The sequence below is a fragment of the Ohtaekwangia sp. genome (genome assembly GCF_036568665.1).
Taxonomy (GTDB): domain Bacteria; phylum Bacteroidota; class Bacteroidia; order Cytophagales; family Cyclobacteriaceae; genus Ohtaekwangia.
This window is the reverse complement of sequence record NZ_DATCSD010000076.1, coordinates 1-17,821: the sequence shown is the minus strand read 5'-3', so window position 1 is coordinate 17,821 and position 17,821 is coordinate 1. Positions and strand designations below refer to the sequence as shown.

The following is a 17,821-nucleotide window of genomic DNA, read 5'->3' as shown; positions in this document are numbered from 1 at the left end:
CTCAAATGACTTCGCGCGAACAACTTCAAAAGACCTTCGAGCTGATTAAACTGGAGCGGCAGGCAGACCTGGAATATTACCGGCAGAAAATTTTACTTCGTTCGTTACACGAGCGGACGAAAGAAGGCACTACGTGGTATCCGCTGCGTTTCAACCGCGACTATATAGGCACGGGTGAGCGCCTTATTATAGAAGTAGAGCGCACCAACAATCTCGAACAGCCACATGCTTTTCAAAGCGGAAAATCGGTAAGTGTTTTTTCGAATGCCGATGGAAAGCCGGAGAGAAATCATGTGAACGGTGTGGTAAATTATGTGCGCGACAATGTAATGCAGATTACGTTGAACAGTGATGATTTACCCGACTGGATTGATGATGGTTTACTCGGTGTAGATGTTATGTTCGATGAGATGACCTATCGCGAAATGGAGGCGGCACTGAAAGATGTGATAGGTGCTGAAGAAAATCGCGTAGCATTTTTGCGCGAACTGTTGCTGGGAACAGAGAAGAGCGCCAAACGAAAACCGGAAGACATAAAATATGAAATGCCGGTAGCCGCACCGTTGAATACCAGTCAGCAGGATGCGTTGAAGAAAGTACTCGAAACAAGTGACGTTGCTTTTATTCACGGCCCTCCGGGCACGGGCAAGACTACTACGATTGTGCAGGCCATTATAGCCACGGTAAAACAGGAGAAGCAAGTGCTGGTGTGCGCGCCCAGTAACGCAGCCGTTGATTTACTGGCCGATAAACTTTCGGAGCAGGGGCTTACTGTATTGCGTATAGGCCACCCGGCCCGTGTTACGGAACAATCGCTGAGTAAAACGATGGATGCGCGTATCGCTGCGCACAACAATTATGGAGAGCTGCGCGAGATACGCAAACGCATGGAACAACTGCGTGCGCAGGCATTCAAGTATAAACGCAACTTCGGCCATCACGAGCGTGAGCAACGCAGACTGTTGAAGCAGGAAGTAAAGATGATGAAGTCGGATGCAGATATGCTGGAGTTCTATATCATCAACGACCTCTTACAAAACAGCGATGTGATCTGCAGTACACTGGTGGGATCATCGCACCCAACCTTGCGCGGCAAGCGATTTAAAACTGTATTTATCGATGAAGCCGGGCAAGCGCTGGAACCTGCATGCTGGATACCCGTGCTGCGATCGGAGCGTGTGATCTTCGCGGGCGATCATTTACAGTTGCCGCCAACTATAAAATCAAATGAAGCTGCGCGGGCAGGATTAGCCAAAACGCTTTTTGAAAAAGGTATAGAGAAACACCCGGAGCAATCGTCTATGTTGCAGGTGCAATACCGTATGCACGAAGCGATCATGAAATTTTCATCGCGCTATTTTTATAACGATGAATTGATCGCGCATGAGTCTGTCAAGCATGAGTTACTGCGCCCCAACCAGCAGCCGGTAGAATTTATCGATACAGCCGGAGCCGGATTTATAGAAGAGCAGGATAAAGAAACGCTTAGCCGCTATAATAAAGAAGAAGCTGCACTGCTGACGCAGCAGGTAGAAAAACTGGCAGAAGAGATAGGTATAGATGAATGGCTGCAACAAAAAATTACACTCGCGATCATTACACCGTATAGAGCACAGGTTGATTACCTGCTGAAGCTCGCAGAAGGTTCTTCTGTGCTGGAGCCTTTGCATGGATTAATATCGATCAATACGGTAGATGCTTTTCAGGGACAGGAGCGTGATGTGATCGCGATCAGTTTTGTGAGAAGCAATGATAAAGGTGAGGTGGGATTTTTAGGAGATATCCGCAGAACAAATGTAGCCATGACCCGCGCACGAAAGAAACTGATCATGATCGGTGACAGCGCTACATTAGGCTCACACCCATTCTACCTCGACCTGATCGACTACGTACAACAAAACGAGTTTTACAAAAGCAGCTTCGAGCTGTAAAGTTTTCTCCCGCAGATCTTGCTGACGACCGCAGATATATACCTAAAAAAATCTGCGTCAATCTGCGAGATCTGCGGGAAACAAATTGTGTACTATATATAATGCAAGATGTCATGTCATACGCAGAAAATATACTGAAATTCTATCGATCACTTTCGATCAAGGTAAAATTACCACCGGGAGTAGAAGTGATGAATCCTTACCAGGATGACGTTGCCTTTGCGCTTAGCAAAAGATTTTACGAGAAATTCTACAACGACAGCAACCCGCGCACATTGATCTTCGGTATAAATCCCGGACGCTTTGGTGGCGGATTAACCGGTGTACCCTTTACCGATCCGCTCAAGCTCGAACAAATTGGTATACCCAACGATCTGAAAAAGAAAGTAGAACTCTCTGCAGACTATATATACCGCATGATCGAAGCCTACGGAGGCCCCAGGAAATTCTACCAGCATTTTTATATCACCGCGTTAAGCCCGCTGGGTTTTGTAAAAGACAGCAAGAACCTCAACTACTACGATATACGCGAATTGCAAAATGCTGTAGAGCCTTTTATGTTGCAGTGCATTCGCGAGCAGCTGGCCTTTGGTGTAAACCGCGAACGCTGTTATTGCCTCGGTGAAGGAAAGAACTTCGATTACCTCTCATCCATCAATGCAAAGCATGCCTTCTTCGGAGAAGTTATACCCTTAGCCCATCCACGCTTCATTATGCAGTACAAGCGCAAACACATCGACACCTATATATCCGATTACCTCGCCAAGTTCAACTCCAAACATTAAATCCTGAACTTAAAAACCTGAGCAGGGACCTTAAACTTTACCCTGAAGAAAACGACCGCATGCGGACATGTCCGTTCACATCTGACCGGATTCAGGAGCTGGAATCGCCTAAATAATCACTAAAACAAGCTATTTGCGAGTGGCATTGATCTTGGATTGCCCGAAAGCGATATTCGGGCATTGTCATTTTACGCGGGCAACCAGTTAAAAAAAATGTTAGCAGTATCCGGTATCGCAGAAGTATATTTAGTGGATTTCAAACTCTTAACGATATCGCGATGATTAAGAACTATCTCAAGACATCCTTTCGCAACCTGCTGCGCTATAAAAGTTATTCGTTCATTAACATCGTGGGGCTCACCACAGGATTAGCTACAAGTATATTTATATTCCTGTGGGTGATCGATGAGCTGAGCTATGATAACTTTCATGCGAATGGCGATCGCATCTATCGCGTAATGAGCAATTTTACCTATACCGATGGTAAAATAGAAACCGGTTGGGCTACACCGCTCAAACTTTCGGATGTCATGCAGCACGAGATTCCGGAGATTGACCAGACCCTGCGACTCAGCTGGAATTCATCCATGCTGTTTAAGTATGGAGAGAAGTCGCTGAATGAAAATGGTTTCTATGCCGACTCAACTATATTTTCCATTTTTACTTTTCCTATAGTGCGGGGCAATGCCGGTAATCCATTGCCCAACGAAAAATCAGTAGCGATATCAGAAAAACTCGCACACAAATTTTTTGGCGATGAAGATCCTGTTGGTAAAGTATTCCGCGTCAACCAGCTATACGATTTGGAAGTAAGCTCGGTGTTTGCCGATATACCGAAGAACTCTACCTTATCATTTGATTTTGTTGTGCACTACGATCTCTGGGTAAAAGAAAATACATGGGCTTCTAACTGGGGCAGCAACGGCATGCAGACCTATGCTACGTTAAAGCCCGGTGCAAACCTGGAAGCCGCCAACAAAAAGATATTCGATATTATCAAGAAGAACTGTAAAGATTGTATCAACAATCCTTTTCTATACCCCTATACCGAGCTTCGCCTGCGCGATAACTTTGAAAATGGTAAAATTGCCGGTGGCCGTATAGACTATATATACTCATTGAGCATTGTAGGGCTCATCATTTTGGTGATTGCCTGTATAAACTTTATGAACCTGGCTACGGCACGTTCTATCACGCGTAGCCGCGAGGTTGGCGTGCGCAAGGTGATTGGTGCACAACGCACCGGGCTTATCGCACAATTCATTAGCGAATCGGTATTGCTTTCTTTTCTCGCGTTGCTGCTGGCACTTGCCGTGGTGCAATTCCTGTTGCCGTTCTTTAATTCAGTAACCAATAAATCTATTCACATCGATTTTACCAATGTACTGTTTACCGGAGGGTTGATCGCGATAACACTCTTTGCCGGCCTGCTTGCTGGAAGTTACCCGGCCTTCTTCCTCTCTTCGTTTAAGCCTGCTTCCGTTCTGAAAGGAAATATGCAGTCGTCTCTTACAGGCGGTGGTCTTCGTAAAACGTTGGTAGTAGTGCAGTTTGTAGCGTCTATTATACTCATCGTTGGCAGTATAGTAGTATATAACCAGATCCAATATATTCAGAATAAACATCTCGGCTTCGATAAAGAAAATGTTATCGTGTTAAACCAGCACGATGGTATTTACAAAAATCAGAAATCGTTCAAGAACGAATTGCTGCAAATGCCTTCAATTAAAAATGTAGGTATAGCTGGCCACAGTCCGTTCTCGGTAGATAACACAACAACCGACCCGGTATGGCCCGGTAAACCACAGGGTGCGATGATCTCATTCAAAGTAATTTCGTGTGACGAGAATTTTATACCCACGCTGGGCATTAACATGGCATCCGGAAGAAATTTTGTAGACCTCAATAAACAGGATACCGCCAACTATATAATCAATGAGAAAGCCATGGAGGTAATGGGGCTGAATGCAAACAACGTGATTGGCACCGATCTCGAGATGTGGAATGGTAAAGGAAAAATTATTGGTCTGGTAAGCGATTTTAACAATGGTAACCTGCGCGAAAGCATTATGCCACTCGTGTTTGTATATAGCCCTGAAAATACGTGGCGCATCTTTGTAAAAGTAGCCGGTAATGTTCGCGATGCGTTGGCACACATTGAAAAGGTACAGCACAAGTATGATCCGGATTATCCATTCGAATATTCTTTCCTGAACGAAGACTTTGACAGAGAATATCGCAATGAACAGGTAATGGGTAAATTGTCGCTTAGCTTCACCGTTGTGGCCGTACTGATCTCTTGTCTCGGTTTGTTCGGGCTTGCGTCCTTCACGGCCGAACGAAGAATGAAAGAACTGGGTGTGCGCAAAGTATTGGGTGCATCAGTTTCAAATCTCATTGTTATGCTGTGCAGTGATTTTGCAAAGCTGGTAACAGTTGCTCTTGTTATAGGATTCCCCGTGGCGTGGTATCTTATGGATAAATACCTGGAAGGGTATACATTCCATACAAGTATAAGTATTTGGGTATTTATACTACCGGCTATAGGTATATTAACGTTGACCATTGTAACGGTTGGTTATCAATCAGCCCGCGCAGCTCTGAGCAACCCGGTAAAAGCTTTACGAAGCGAGTAATATATAGTCTTGATATAATTATCGATAGAATCAGAAGTATATGTTTAAAAATTATCTGAAAATAGCGCTACGGAATATTCAGCGTAACGCAGTGTATTCGTTTATCAATATTACCGGGCTTTCTATTGGTATAGCATGTACTATACTGATTCTGCTTTGGGTATACGATGAAGTATCGTACGATCGCTTCCATAGTAACTATAAAGAGATACACCAGGCGTGGATCAATGGTTATTATGACGGAACGATAAACTCCTTTACCTCTGTACCACAGCCGTTATCTGAAGCTATCAAAGGTGCAGACAGCCATGTGAAGTTTACTGCATTGTGCGATTGGGGGAGCGAACATTTGCTGAAAGTAGGAGAGACCACCGTTGTAAAACGAGGTCACTTTGTTGGTCCGTCCTTCCTCGAGATGTTTCATTTTCCATTGGTAAAAGGAGATGCGCGCCAGGTGCTGGATGATCCTTCCTCTATAGTGCTTACCGAATCGGCAGCAAAAGCTTTATTCGGAGATAAAGATCCGATCAACCAGATTGTGCGTGTTGATAATGCTTCTGAATTGAAAGTAGCCGGTATATTAAAAGATATACCCAAAAATTCATCCTTTCAGTTTGAGTGCCTGTTGCCCTGGGCTTACTATAAACAATATGCACAGTGGATAAAAGAAACAGAAAGCAGCTGGGGAGAATTTTCATTCCAGGTATTTGTTGAGCTTGAACCAGGTAGTAACCTCGCCAGTGTAAATGAACAGGTGCGTGACCTCATCAAGAAGAATGTGAAAGAGGAAGACATGCGCAGAGATGTATTTCTATACCCGATGAGTCGCTGGAGATTATATAGCTCGTTCAAAGCAGGACAGGAAGAGGGAGGCATGATCGATTATGTAAGAAGCTTTGCAGCTGTAGCGGTATTTATACTCATCATTGCCTGTATCAACTTCATGAATCTTTCAACAGCGCGTTCGGAGCGAAGAGCGCGTGAAGTGGGCGTGCGCAAAAGCGTAGGCTCGCGCAGAAAAGAATTGATCGGCCAGTTCCTCGGAGAATCCTTGCTCATAGCAGGTTTCGCATTGATACTGGCTATTGTTATGGTAGAAGTAGCGTTACCATTCTACAACCAGCTGGTAGAGAAAAATCTGTCGCTTGATTTTACTTCTCCGTTCCTATGGATTTTTGTAGTTGGTCTTGCGTTGATTACCGGGCTCTTATCCGGAAGCTACCCGGCCTTCTACCTCTCCTCGTTTCAACCGGCCACGGTTCTTAAAGGAAAACTCAATACAGGTAAAGGAGCATCGTTGCCAAGAAAAGTCCTGGTAACATTGCAATTCGGCTTCTCTATATTATTGATCATTGGTACGCTCGTAATTCATCAGCAGATACAGCACATCAAGAGTCGTGATCTTGGTTATGACCAGGAGCGCCTGCTGATGATCGAGAATACGGCAGACATGGATAAAAATTACCGGTCGCTGAAAGATGAAATACTCAATACAGGACTGGCTACAGCTGTAACTAAATCACAAAGCCCGATTACCGCGATATGGTCTAACAACTTTGTTGATTGGCCAGGTAAACCTGCCGACCAGCGCGTATTGTTCTCTACGATGCGAGTGGAATACGACTATACCAAAACGATGGGTATAAAAGTGCTGGAAGGCCGGGACTTCTCTGAAGATTTCAAGAGCGATACTGCGGCTGTGCTGGTAAACCAGGCGGCTATCAAAATCATGGGCTTGAAAGAACCTATAGGTCAGGATTTAACAATATGGGAACAGAAGTATAAATTGATTGGTATAGTAGACGATGTGTTGATGGGTTCCGTGTTCCGCGATATATCTCCCATGTTCGTAGTGTTGCGTCCGGATGCATCCAACTATGTAACGGTACGGCTAAGCAAAAACAAAACAATCCCTGAATCAATAAAAGAGATCGAAACGATCGTGAAGAAATACAATCCTGCATATCCGTTCGATTATTCTTTTGCCGATGCAGAATTTGATAAGAAATTCTCAGGCATTAACCTCATCAGCGACCTCTCGAATGTGTTTGCTGTGCTCGCTATATTTATTACCTGTCTTGGTCTTTTTGGTCTGGCAGCATTTACGGCAGAGCAGCGCACCAAAGAGATTGGTATACGCAAAGTGTTGGGTGCTTCCATGGGAGGCATTGTGATGCTTATGTCAAAAGATTTTTCCAAACTGATCATAATCGCCTTCTGTGTTTCTGCACCGCTGGCGTGGTGGATGATGGATTTGTTCCTGCAACGGTACCCCTACCGTATTAACGTGCCGCTGTGGATATTGCCACTGGCAGGTGCAGGAGCATTAATGTTTGCGCTGCTCATTGTGGCATCGCAGGCTATAAAAGCAGCTCGCACAAATCCTGCCAAGTCGCTGCGCAGCGAATAAGGAGAGCGTAACAGAAGGAGAGAGAGCGGAGCGTGTTGAACGTTGTGTATATACTATATATACCACGTATACTTTCATAGGAGTTGTCATACAAAAACGGATAAGCTATGTTCAGAAATTACTTTGTCATTGCCTGTCGTATTGCTGTGCGTTCCAAATTATTCTCATTGATCAACATCACCGGGCTGGGTCTTGGTCTGGCCAGTTGTGTGCTGATCGGGTACTATATTCAGCAGGAGCTCACGTACGACCGATATCATCCACAGGCTGATCGAATCTATAGGGTCGCTACTAATTTTCTAACTTCCAATGGTGGCGACAGAATTTCAGCAAGTCCTGATCGCCTGGCGCTGCAGTTGCAGGCAGAGTTTCCGGAGATCAGGAATTACTCGCGCATGAATCCCTTTCACGATCCTGTTGTGCGTTACAACGGAGAGAATATACGCGAAGAAGGTTTTGCGTTTGCAGATCCACAAACACTGCAGGTATTTCGCTATACCTTTATAGAAGGCAACGCAGCCACAGCATTGAATGATCCGAACAACGTAGTAGTAAGCCGATCTATTGCACTGAAGTATTTTAACACTGAACATGCCTTGGGAAAATCGCTGGAGATTGATGATCGCTCCTATACTATTACCGGTATATTTCAGGACTTGCCCAAAAATACTTCGCTGCCGCAGCATGCCCTTATCGGTTCAGACTTTGCGAAAGATTTACAGAAGGCCGGATGGTCGTTCAATTGCAAAACATTTCTGCTCGTAAGTGAAGACTTTGATCCCAAGGCCTTCGATGAAAAGTTGAAAGTTTTTACCAAAAAACATTTCGAAGACCTGGAAGTAGCTTTTGAACTGGAGCCATTAACCAACCTGCGCTTTAGTACAGGTGTAAAGTTTGATGGGCCAAAGGGAAATATAAATTATATGTTCGGCTTTGCCTTTGCGGGGGGAGTGTTGTTACTCATTATCATTTTTAACTATATCAATCTTTCGGCACTGCTTACTATTCGCAGGGCGAAAGAGGTAGGCATGCGCAAAATATCAGGGGCACAGACAAAGCAGTTGATCCTGCAATTTCTCAGTGAATCGCTGTTGATATTATCTATATCGGGTATACTGGCCTTTGGATTTATACAGCTGATCCTGCCGTTGTTCACACTCATCACGGGTAAGACAATGGATTTTACATGGGATGGAAATCTGCGTATAGTCATCGGGTTGTTAGTAGCGCTGGTGAGTATTGTGTTGATCGCACTCATTTACCCTGCGAGCCTGCTGGCCAGGATACGTTCCGTTACCATGCTGAAAGGTAATTTCAGTATTCGCGATGGTAACAACCGCCCGCGGAATCTTTTAATGACGATGCAGTTTGGGTTGTGTACAGCCGTGCTCATCTCGCTCGGCATCATACTCGCACAAATGCAATTTATCAGGAACAAAGAGCTTGGCTATAGCCGGCAGGATATAGTATCCATTAAGTTACCGACAGATTCTACCTCGCTTACACGACTGAATGGTTTCTCTAACCTGTTAAGTACAGCGGGTTTTAAAGAACAGAGTTACGGTTCCTATTCTGCCAGTCTTTTCGAAGCCGATCAGATTCGCGAAACGATTACCGTGCCGGGGCCTGCAGGCAAAGTAAAGATGCAGGTAAATACAAAACTGGCAGATGAACATTTTACCGATCTGATGAAGATGAGGCTGAGCAGTGGTAAATCTTTTAAAGATTATTCGCCAGCACAGTGGTCGCGACTGATTATGGTAAACGAAACATTTCTGCGAACAGCCGGGTGGCAGAGTGCTATAGGGCGTGAAGTAACTTTCCCGAACGGACTCGGCACGTACCAGGTGATTGGTGTGCTGGAAGATTTTCACTTTGCTTCCCTGCATACCCCGATCGAACCGGTTATTCTGCAGGCAAAAGATTTTCGAAGCAATGTATACCAGCCGCAGGGAGATGTAGCCAGTATCGTTTACCTGAAAATATCTCCGGACAACCTGGAGGCTATACGCGGCATCTGGCGTTCAGTATTTCCAGACAGTCCGTTCGACTATAGTTTCCTGGACGATGCTTTTGAGAAGCAATATGCCGATGAAGCAAACATGATGGCGTTGCTTTTATATTTTACTATTCTCTCGATGATCGTTACCGGGCTGGGGCTATATTCTATTGCGGCTTACCAGGCAGAAGTGCGCACCAAAGAAATTGGTATACGAAAGATACTCGGTGCTAACCTGCAATCACTTTTTCTGCTGCTATCAAAAGACAATCTGCGCCATGCCATACTGGGTGGGGGATTAGGCATTGCACTGGCGTGGAAGCTCAGCGATCTGTGGCTGGAAAATTTCAGTTACAAGATCGATGTAAATATAGTCTCGCTCATGTTGCCGGCTGTACTTATGGTACTCTTCTCGGCCGTTATTATAGGATATAGCGTGTTTCATGTTACCTCTGCTAACCCGGCTGATTCACTTCGGAATGAATAAACTCGATTAGAATATAGTATAGTTAACAAAATCAACCCAACGGAAGTATAAATATGTTTTTGAATTATGTGAAGATCGCGATGCGCTCGTTGTTAAAGTTTAAGGGATATGCTCTGATAAACCTTTTTGGACTGGCGCTTGGTTTGGCCGTTGGCATTCTTATTATGTTATACTCACTGGATGAATTATCGTTCGATAACTTCCAGGCAAATCGCGACAGAATATACCGTGTGGAAAGTAATTTTCATGCGATAGGTTCCGGAGAAAAAGATAGCTACCCCAGCAATGCATGGCCGGTGGGTATGATTCTGAAAAAAGATTTTCCCGAAGTAGAATCTGTGCTATATGCGAAGAATGCCTCTTCGCTCTTACTGAACCATGGCGATAAACATCTGCGACAAAAGATATACTTTATATCACCCGAGTTTCTGAGCATGTTCTCGTTTCCATTGGTAAAAGGCAACGCAGCCAAAGCATTAACAGAACCCTATACGGCCGTGATTACCGAAGCACTCGCGCAAAAACTTTTTCCGGGTGAAGATGCCGTGAACAAGAGTATAATTCTGTCTGATACCCTGCAGTTTATGGTAACCGGTGTTATGGCCGATATACCTTCCAACTCGCACATTCAGCTCGATATGGCTATATCGTTTGCCACGTTCCCGTTGTTCGATACCCGCTTTACCTACGATGAAGGCTGGGGGAATATCAACATCAATAACTATATATTATTGAAAGAAGGAACAGACGTTGAGGCCTTTAAAGCAAAAGCCGAAAATATATATACCGATCGGGCTGGTGCTATGCTGAAGGACTGGGGTGCCGAAGCAAAGCTTGCCTTCACATCTATGAACGATATATACCTGCGCACCCGTAGCATGAACCCGATGGGGCCAACGGGTAGTATCGATCGTATATACCTGGTGTCGGCCATTGCTGCTTTTGTTATACTGCTCGCCTGTATAAACTTTGTGAACCTTACCACTGCACGCTCGGTATACCGCGCGAAAGAAGTAGGCTTGCGCAAAGTAGTAGGCTCTACCCGAAATATACTGGTGCGTCAGTTTATCAGCGAGTCATTTATACTTACCGTATTGTCACTGTTGCTGGCGTTGATGGTAACAACTGCCTTGTTGCCTTTCTTCAACAGTCTGCTGGATAAACACTATATATTAAGTGCGTTGTTTAATCCAGCTGTAGTGGCAGGTATGGTGGCGTTGGTATTGGTGGTTACATTGCTCTCTGGCTATTACCCCGCATGGGTAATGTCGGGCATGCGGCCGGCAGAAGTATTGAAAGGCAAGATGCAGACCAGTGCACGCGGTGTACAATTGAGAAGAACGTTGGTTGTATTTCAGTTTGTTATTTCACTGGGCCTTGTGCTGGGTACATTTATAGTAGTAGATCAATTGCGCTATATGCAGGGGCAGGAACTTGGCTTTGCAAAAGATGAAATTTTTGTAATCAACGCAGCGCGTGTACATGCGCCTAATCCGGAAGCGTTCAAAACATTTCGCGATGAACTGCGTACTGTGGCGGCTGTGCAGGAAGTTACCTATACCAATTCATTACCCGGCAACCCGGGCTGGTCAGGACAGATTGCGTATCCTGAAGGCAAGACGGGTGAAGATGCTATATCCGTAGAGTATATGGCGGTGGATGATCGCTATATACAAACGCTGGGTTTGGAGATGGTGGCCGGTGAATCATTCGATCGTGATCATGAAGCATTGTTGAAAGATGGATTGGTGCTCAATGAAAAAGCCGTAGCTATGTTTGGCTGGTCTTCGCCTGCGGAAGCTATAGGTAAAAAAATTACATCACCCTCGCGCTATCCGCAGGGAGAAGTGATTGGTGTAGTAAAGAATTACCACCAGTTTGGATTGCAGCAACAGATTGGTCCGATGGTAATGGACTATAATCCTGATAACAGTTATCTCTATGCAATCCGCTATAAAGCTGCCGATACGAAGCAACTTATTGCCGGTATGGAGAGTCTTTGGAAAAAACATTTTCCGGGTTATGATTTCAACTATTTCTTTCTCGATCAGGATTTTGAACGACAATACCAGGCCGAGCAAAAGCTCGCCAATGTATTTGGATTATTTTCACTGGTAACGATCATCATTGCTATGATTGGTTTGTTAGGGTTGGTATCATTCATGGTGCTTACGCGTACAAAAGAGATCGGCATTCGCAAGATACTCGGAGCCGATATACTACAGATAGCCCGTTTGCTTTCGCGCGAATTTGTAGTGCTGGTAGTAGTCGCGAACGCAGTAGCCATACCGTTGGCATGGATGGCCGCTAACCAGTGGCTCGAAAATTTTGCAACACGCGTAACGATCAGTCCGCTCACTTTTGTACTGGCCTTTCTTACATTGTTAACCATTACTTTGGTTACGATCAGTTTCCAAACGGTGAGGGCTGCATCAGCCAACCCGGTAGACTCACTTCGTAATGAATGATCCTCACTATATCTTGCAAGACTATATTTTACCCAAACCTATAGAGTATGCTATTCAATTACATTAAACTGTCGCTTCGAAGTTTGTTTCGCGAGAGTGTTTACTCGGTCATCAACATGGGTGGTCTTGCGCTGGGTATAGCGGCCAGCATTATGCTTTTACTGTGGGTGCAGGAGGAATTGAGCTTCGATGCTTTTCACTCAAAGAAAGAACGAGTATATCGCCTCAATGCACAGTTCGATAATAGTGGTACCGTTGTAACATGGTCTACCACACCAGCACCTATAGCGGCATTTGGAAAACAGCAGGTGCCAGCTGTAGAAGAAGCTGTGCGTATCGATAACTTTCACGATATAGCGCTGATCACCTATAACGATAAAAAGATAACCGAAACCCGACCTATCGGGTATGTAGATGCCAACTACTTTAAAGTGTTTGATGCAAAGTTGTTGCAGGGCAATCCGCAGAAACCTTTTCCGGATAATAAATCAGTGGTGATATCGGTATCTGTAGCAGAGAAAATTTTCGATACGAAAGATGCTGTTGGAAAAGTATTCAGACTCAATGAAAAGGATGACTATACAGTAGCAGGTGTAATGGAAGACATGCCGAAGAACTCCACGCTGCAATATTGTATACTCTTTCCCTTTCAAAAGCTGATCGATGAATATCAGTCTGGCGGATATTGGAAAACGCTGGAGTCAGACTGGGGAGACTATATGTATCAAACCTTTTTCCTGCTGCAGCAGGATGCGCATGCCGACTCCGTTGCAAAACAACTTACACGTATCCATCGGGCCAACCAGGACGGAACGAATGTAAGCTATATTATGCAGCCGCTGGCCAAGTTACACCTCTATGGTGCTGATCTGAGCGAAGAAGGGATTCAAACGGTTCGCATCTTTGGTATTATTGCAATTGCTATATTGTTGATCGCTTGCATCAACTATATAAATCTGGCAACGGCCCGCGCTTCGAAGCGTGCCAAAGAAGTGGGCGTTCGTAAAACGATCGGGGCAGATCGCTCGCGTCTCATTGGTCAGTTCCTCACCGAGTCGGCCATCATTTCCATGCTGGCGTTGGGTGTGGCCTTGATACTGATACAGATTTCTATTCCCTACTATAATACACTCACCGGTAAAGCATTTACATTCCGTATTACCGAAGGTACAGTGGCCTATCTGATATTGGGCGGGCTGTTTGTTACATGGCTTGTATCCGGACTATATCCGGCATTGGTGCTTTCGGCTTTCAAGCCGATTGAAGTGATCCGCGGCAAGCTCACCCTTAGCGGAAGTAATTCTACTTTCAGAAAGATACTGGTGGTTACACAGTTTGCTACTTCTATACTCATTATCATTAGCACACTGGTATTTGGCAAGCAGCTTGACTATATCCGTAACAAGAAGTTAGGCTTCAACAAGGAGAACACATTTACCTTTGGTCTTCGCGATAAGATGTTTGAGAATATTCAGACGATCCGGAATCAATTGTTGAAAAGTCCGGCTATCGAACAGGTGTCTATCGCCAATCAAAATATACTCACACTGGATAATACAACGGGCGATACCGATTGGGATGGAAAAGAGGAAGGTCAGGATTTCATGATACACCCGATGGTGATCGATGAATATTTTATGGAAGCGATGGGCATGGAGATGGTGGAAGGAGAGGGTTTTACCGGTGCGAAGTCTGATACTGCTAAATATATACTGAATGAAACAGCCGTGCGTGAGGCAGGTATAAAAGATCCCATCGGTAAATCATTTACGTTGTGGAGAACCAAAGGTGTTATAGCGGGTGTGGTAAAAGATTTTCATCATCGCTCCATTCATAAAAAGATCGAGCCTTCCGTATTTCTGTATCGGCCGGACTGGTCGTGGCTGGTATATGTAAAGACCAACGGCCATCAGAACGAAGAAGCGGTGGCAGCGGCACAGGATATCTGGAAGCAATACAATGCGGCTTACCCGTTCGAGTATAGCTTCCTGGATGTATCGTATAACAAGATGTATAATTCCGAGCAACGACTCAGTAAGCTCTTTGCCGGGTTCTCCGCTATTGCCATCTGTATCTCCTGTTTAGGATTGTTTGGTCTTGCTACCTTTACAGCAGCCCAGCGCATAAAAGAAATTGGCGTGCGTAAAGTAATGGGCGCATCGATCAACCAGATTGTGTTGTTGTTGTCGAAAGATTTTCTGCTGCTGGTAGTGATCTCGTTTGTTATTGCAGCACCGCTTTCGTGGTATATGATGGAAGACTGGCTGGCGGAGTTTGCATATCGCACAACGTTGCCGTGGGATGTGTTTATTATAGCGGGCATAGTAGTATTTGTGCTGGCGTTTTTAACAATGAGCTTTCAAACCATTCGCGCAGCCCGGAGCAACCCGGTAGATTCACTGCGAAGCGAATAAGATATAGTATAAATAATCACTTTGGAGAGGAAACGGGAGGAATGCGGATATAGATCTGCGTTCCTCCTTATTTTATAGGCAGCCGATATATAGCCACTATATATATCGGGCTATCGCTTGCGAGTGACTTTATGCGGCTTCGTCTCACGACAGTCGTTGCAGACGATAATAATGTTCTCGGCAAACTTGGGACTCACACTGGATTTTTTACCGTTCACTTCAATGTCGATCAAATCATCATACGGCTGTCGCGACAATACTTTTATATTCAGGTTTATCTTGAGGCCGACCTTATCAACATATTGAAGAAAAGCAGAGGAGTTATCTTTTACACCTACCATGCGGCAGTTGTGACCGATCTCTTCTTCTACCAGTGTTTTTTTAGAGAGCACCACCATTTCGCCTTTGGCGTTGGGAATTACATCGCCATGCGGATCATATTTAGGGAAGCCTAAGAATTTATCCAGCTTGTCTACCAGCTTGGGCGATTGTATATGTTCGAGCTGTTCGGCTACTTCATGCACTTCATCCCATGAGAAATCGAGCTTCTCGTAAAGAAAGGTTTCCCACAGGCGATGCTTGCGTATTACTTCAATACCTCTTCTTCGTCCTTCTGCTGTAAGCGAAATCTTTCCATACTTCTCATAATCCACCAGCGATTTCTCTTTCAGCTTCTTCAGCATGTCGTTGGCTGTAGCGGGCTTCACCTGTAGTAGCTGTGCCAGCTCATTGGTGCCTGCTTCCTTTGTCTCCTTTTCGAGCGTCAGCTTCAGCAGGGCTTTCAGATAATTTTCTTCCGTCAGTGAAAGCATATAACAAAAATATAAAAATACCTTCAAACATATATTGTTAGGTTAATCTAACATTAGTACTTTTGTTACCAAAACAATAAAGATATGCCATCCCTGCACCTATATATGCGTATTTTCATTGTCTGCCTGCTGGCCGCTTTCGGACCGATAGGGCTGGCGCAAACTGCCCGTATCTCCGGAAAAGTTATAGCCGATGGAAAAGCGGTGGAGTTGGCATCAGTATTTCTGGCAAGAACTTCCCTGGGAGCCTCTACCGACAGCACCGGAAAATATACCATTAAACATCTACCGGCCGGAACATACCAGGTGCAGGTATCATTCCTGGGCTATCTGAAAGCAGAGAAGACAATTGTATTAAAAGATGGAGAGAATCGCATCGTTGACTTTGAGTTGACACCCGATCGCACCACGTTAGATGAAGTAGTAATTACGGGTGTAACACGTGCTACATTGGCAAAAGAAAATCCGATCTCTATTATTGGTATCTCTTATCGCGCCATAGAGCAAGCTGCTGAAAGTAATATTATCGATGCGCTGGCGAAGAATGCTCCGGGATTATCCACGGTAAAAACAGGGCCGAACATTTCGAAGCCTTTTATAAGAGGTTTGGGGTATAATCGTGTGTTAACACTATACGATGGCATTCGGCAGGAGGGGCAACAATGGGGCGATGAACATGGCATTGAAGTAGATGCCTACAATATAGAGCGGGCCGAAGTAATAAAAGGTCCATCGAGTCTGATGTATGGCTCGGATGCATTGGCGGGTGTGGTAAGTTTATTCCCCTATATACCGGATGAACAGGACGGTAAAATTCACGGCAAGTTTACTTCGGAGTATCAAACCAACAACAACCTGATTGGTAACGGACTGCAGGCTGGCTATAGCACCGAACATTTTGTGGCCGCTCTTCGCGGATCGTATCGCGTAGCCAGGAACTATCGCAATGCTGCCGATGGACGGGTATATAATACAGGTTTTGATGAGAAGAATATATCCTTGCTGGCGGGCTATACCCACAATAAAGGGTATGCACATTTCAACCTTACACTCTATGATAACCTGCAGGGTATACCGGATGGCAGCCGCGATTCATTAACGCGGCAATTCACCCGGCAGATTTATGAAGGGGTTGACGACCAGATAACCAATCGCCCGATTGTTTCTGCGCACGACCTGAACTCGTATACTCTGTCGCCACTGCATCAGCATATACAGCACTACCGCATCTATACGCATAGTTATTATACCTTGGGGGAAGGTGATATCGATTTTCAGTTTGCATTTCAGCAAAATTTCCGGAGGGAATATAATCACCCCACCATGCCGGAGCAGGCGGGTTTATACCTGCGCCTCAACACCTATAATTATGGCTTGCGCTATAACGCGCCCAAGTTTGCTAATATAGAGGCAGCGGTAGGTGTTAATGGTATGGTGCAGGATAACAAGAGTAAAGATGCTACGGATTTTCCTATTCCCGATTATGATCTGTTTGATGCCGGCATGTACGTACACCTGAAATGGAAGTATAAAGACTGGACACTGGGTGGTGGCGTGCGCTACGATATTCGCCACGTGCAGTGGCATGATTTTTATGTAGGTGTAAATCCGGCAACAGGTTTTGGGCAGCATGTAACTTCCGATACAGAGAATGCTACATTGCAGTTCTCGAATTATAGCAAGCGGTTTACCGGTATATCTGCCAGCATGGGGCTCACCTACGAGTTAACACCACAGCTAAATCTGAAGGCAAATATAGCGCGGGGCTATCGCGCTCCGAATATAACCGAGATCGCTTCCAATGGTCTTGATCCGGGAGCGCACATTATATACCTCGGCAACCGGAATTTTGTTCCGGAATTCTCACTGCAGGAAGACA

Annotated in this window: 9 protein-coding genes; 8 read left to right on the top strand and 1 reads right to left on the bottom strand. The window is 45.0% G+C overall.

The genetic code is table 11. The features are described from left to right. The 7 genes from VIN08_RS04005 to VIN08_RS03975 form a co-directional block, all read left to right on the top strand. Positions 1-1,931 (top strand): AAA domain-containing protein (locus VIN08_RS04005; protein WP_414693239.1); only part of this gene is annotated, 1,931 nt, incomplete at its 5' end. A gap of 113 nt (positions 1,932-2,044) precedes the next feature. Continuing rightward, complete coding sequence (locus VIN08_RS04000; RefSeq protein ID WP_331960587.1) at positions 2,045-2,716, top strand: uracil-DNA glycosylase family protein; 672 nt, start codon at positions 2,045-2,047, stop codon at positions 2,714-2,716. 278 nt (positions 2,717-2,994) lie between these two features. Next, a complete protein-coding gene (locus VIN08_RS03995) occupies positions 2,995-5,352 on the top strand; it encodes an ABC transporter permease (protein WP_331960585.1) in 2,358 nt (785 codons plus the stop codon). A 40-nt stretch (positions 5,353-5,392) separates the two neighbouring features. Then, positions 5,393-7,762, top strand: a complete 2,370-nt coding sequence (locus VIN08_RS03990; protein WP_331960583.1) for an ABC transporter permease — start codon at positions 5,393-5,395, stop codon at positions 7,760-7,762. A 107-nt stretch (positions 7,763-7,869) separates the two neighbouring features. Then, complete coding sequence (locus VIN08_RS03985) at positions 7,870-10,248, top strand: ABC transporter permease (RefSeq protein WP_331960580.1); 2,379 nt, start codon at positions 7,870-7,872, stop codon at positions 10,246-10,248. A gap of 53 nt (positions 10,249-10,301) precedes the next feature. Continuing rightward, entirely contained in the window at positions 10,302-12,716 is a 2,415-nt protein-coding gene (locus tag VIN08_RS03980; protein WP_331960578.1) for an ABC transporter permease, read from the top strand. A 47-nt stretch (positions 12,717-12,763) separates the two neighbouring features. Next, positions 12,764-15,130, top strand: a complete 2,367-nt coding sequence (locus VIN08_RS03975) for an ABC transporter permease (protein ID WP_331960575.1) — start codon at positions 12,764-12,766, stop codon at positions 15,128-15,130. A 110-nt stretch (positions 15,131-15,240) separates the two neighbouring features. Here the strand turns inward: VIN08_RS03975 and VIN08_RS03970 are convergent, their stop codons facing one another. Continuing rightward, positions 15,241-15,942, bottom strand: a complete 702-nt coding sequence (locus VIN08_RS03970; RefSeq protein WP_331960572.1) for a metal-dependent transcriptional regulator — start codon at positions 15,940-15,942, stop codon at positions 15,241-15,243. 84 nt (positions 15,943-16,026) lie between these two features. Here VIN08_RS03970 and VIN08_RS03965 point away from each other — a divergent pair. Next, positions 16,027-17,821: TonB-dependent receptor (locus tag VIN08_RS03965; RefSeq protein ID WP_331960569.1), on the top strand; the 1,795-nt coding region annotated here is incomplete at its 3' end.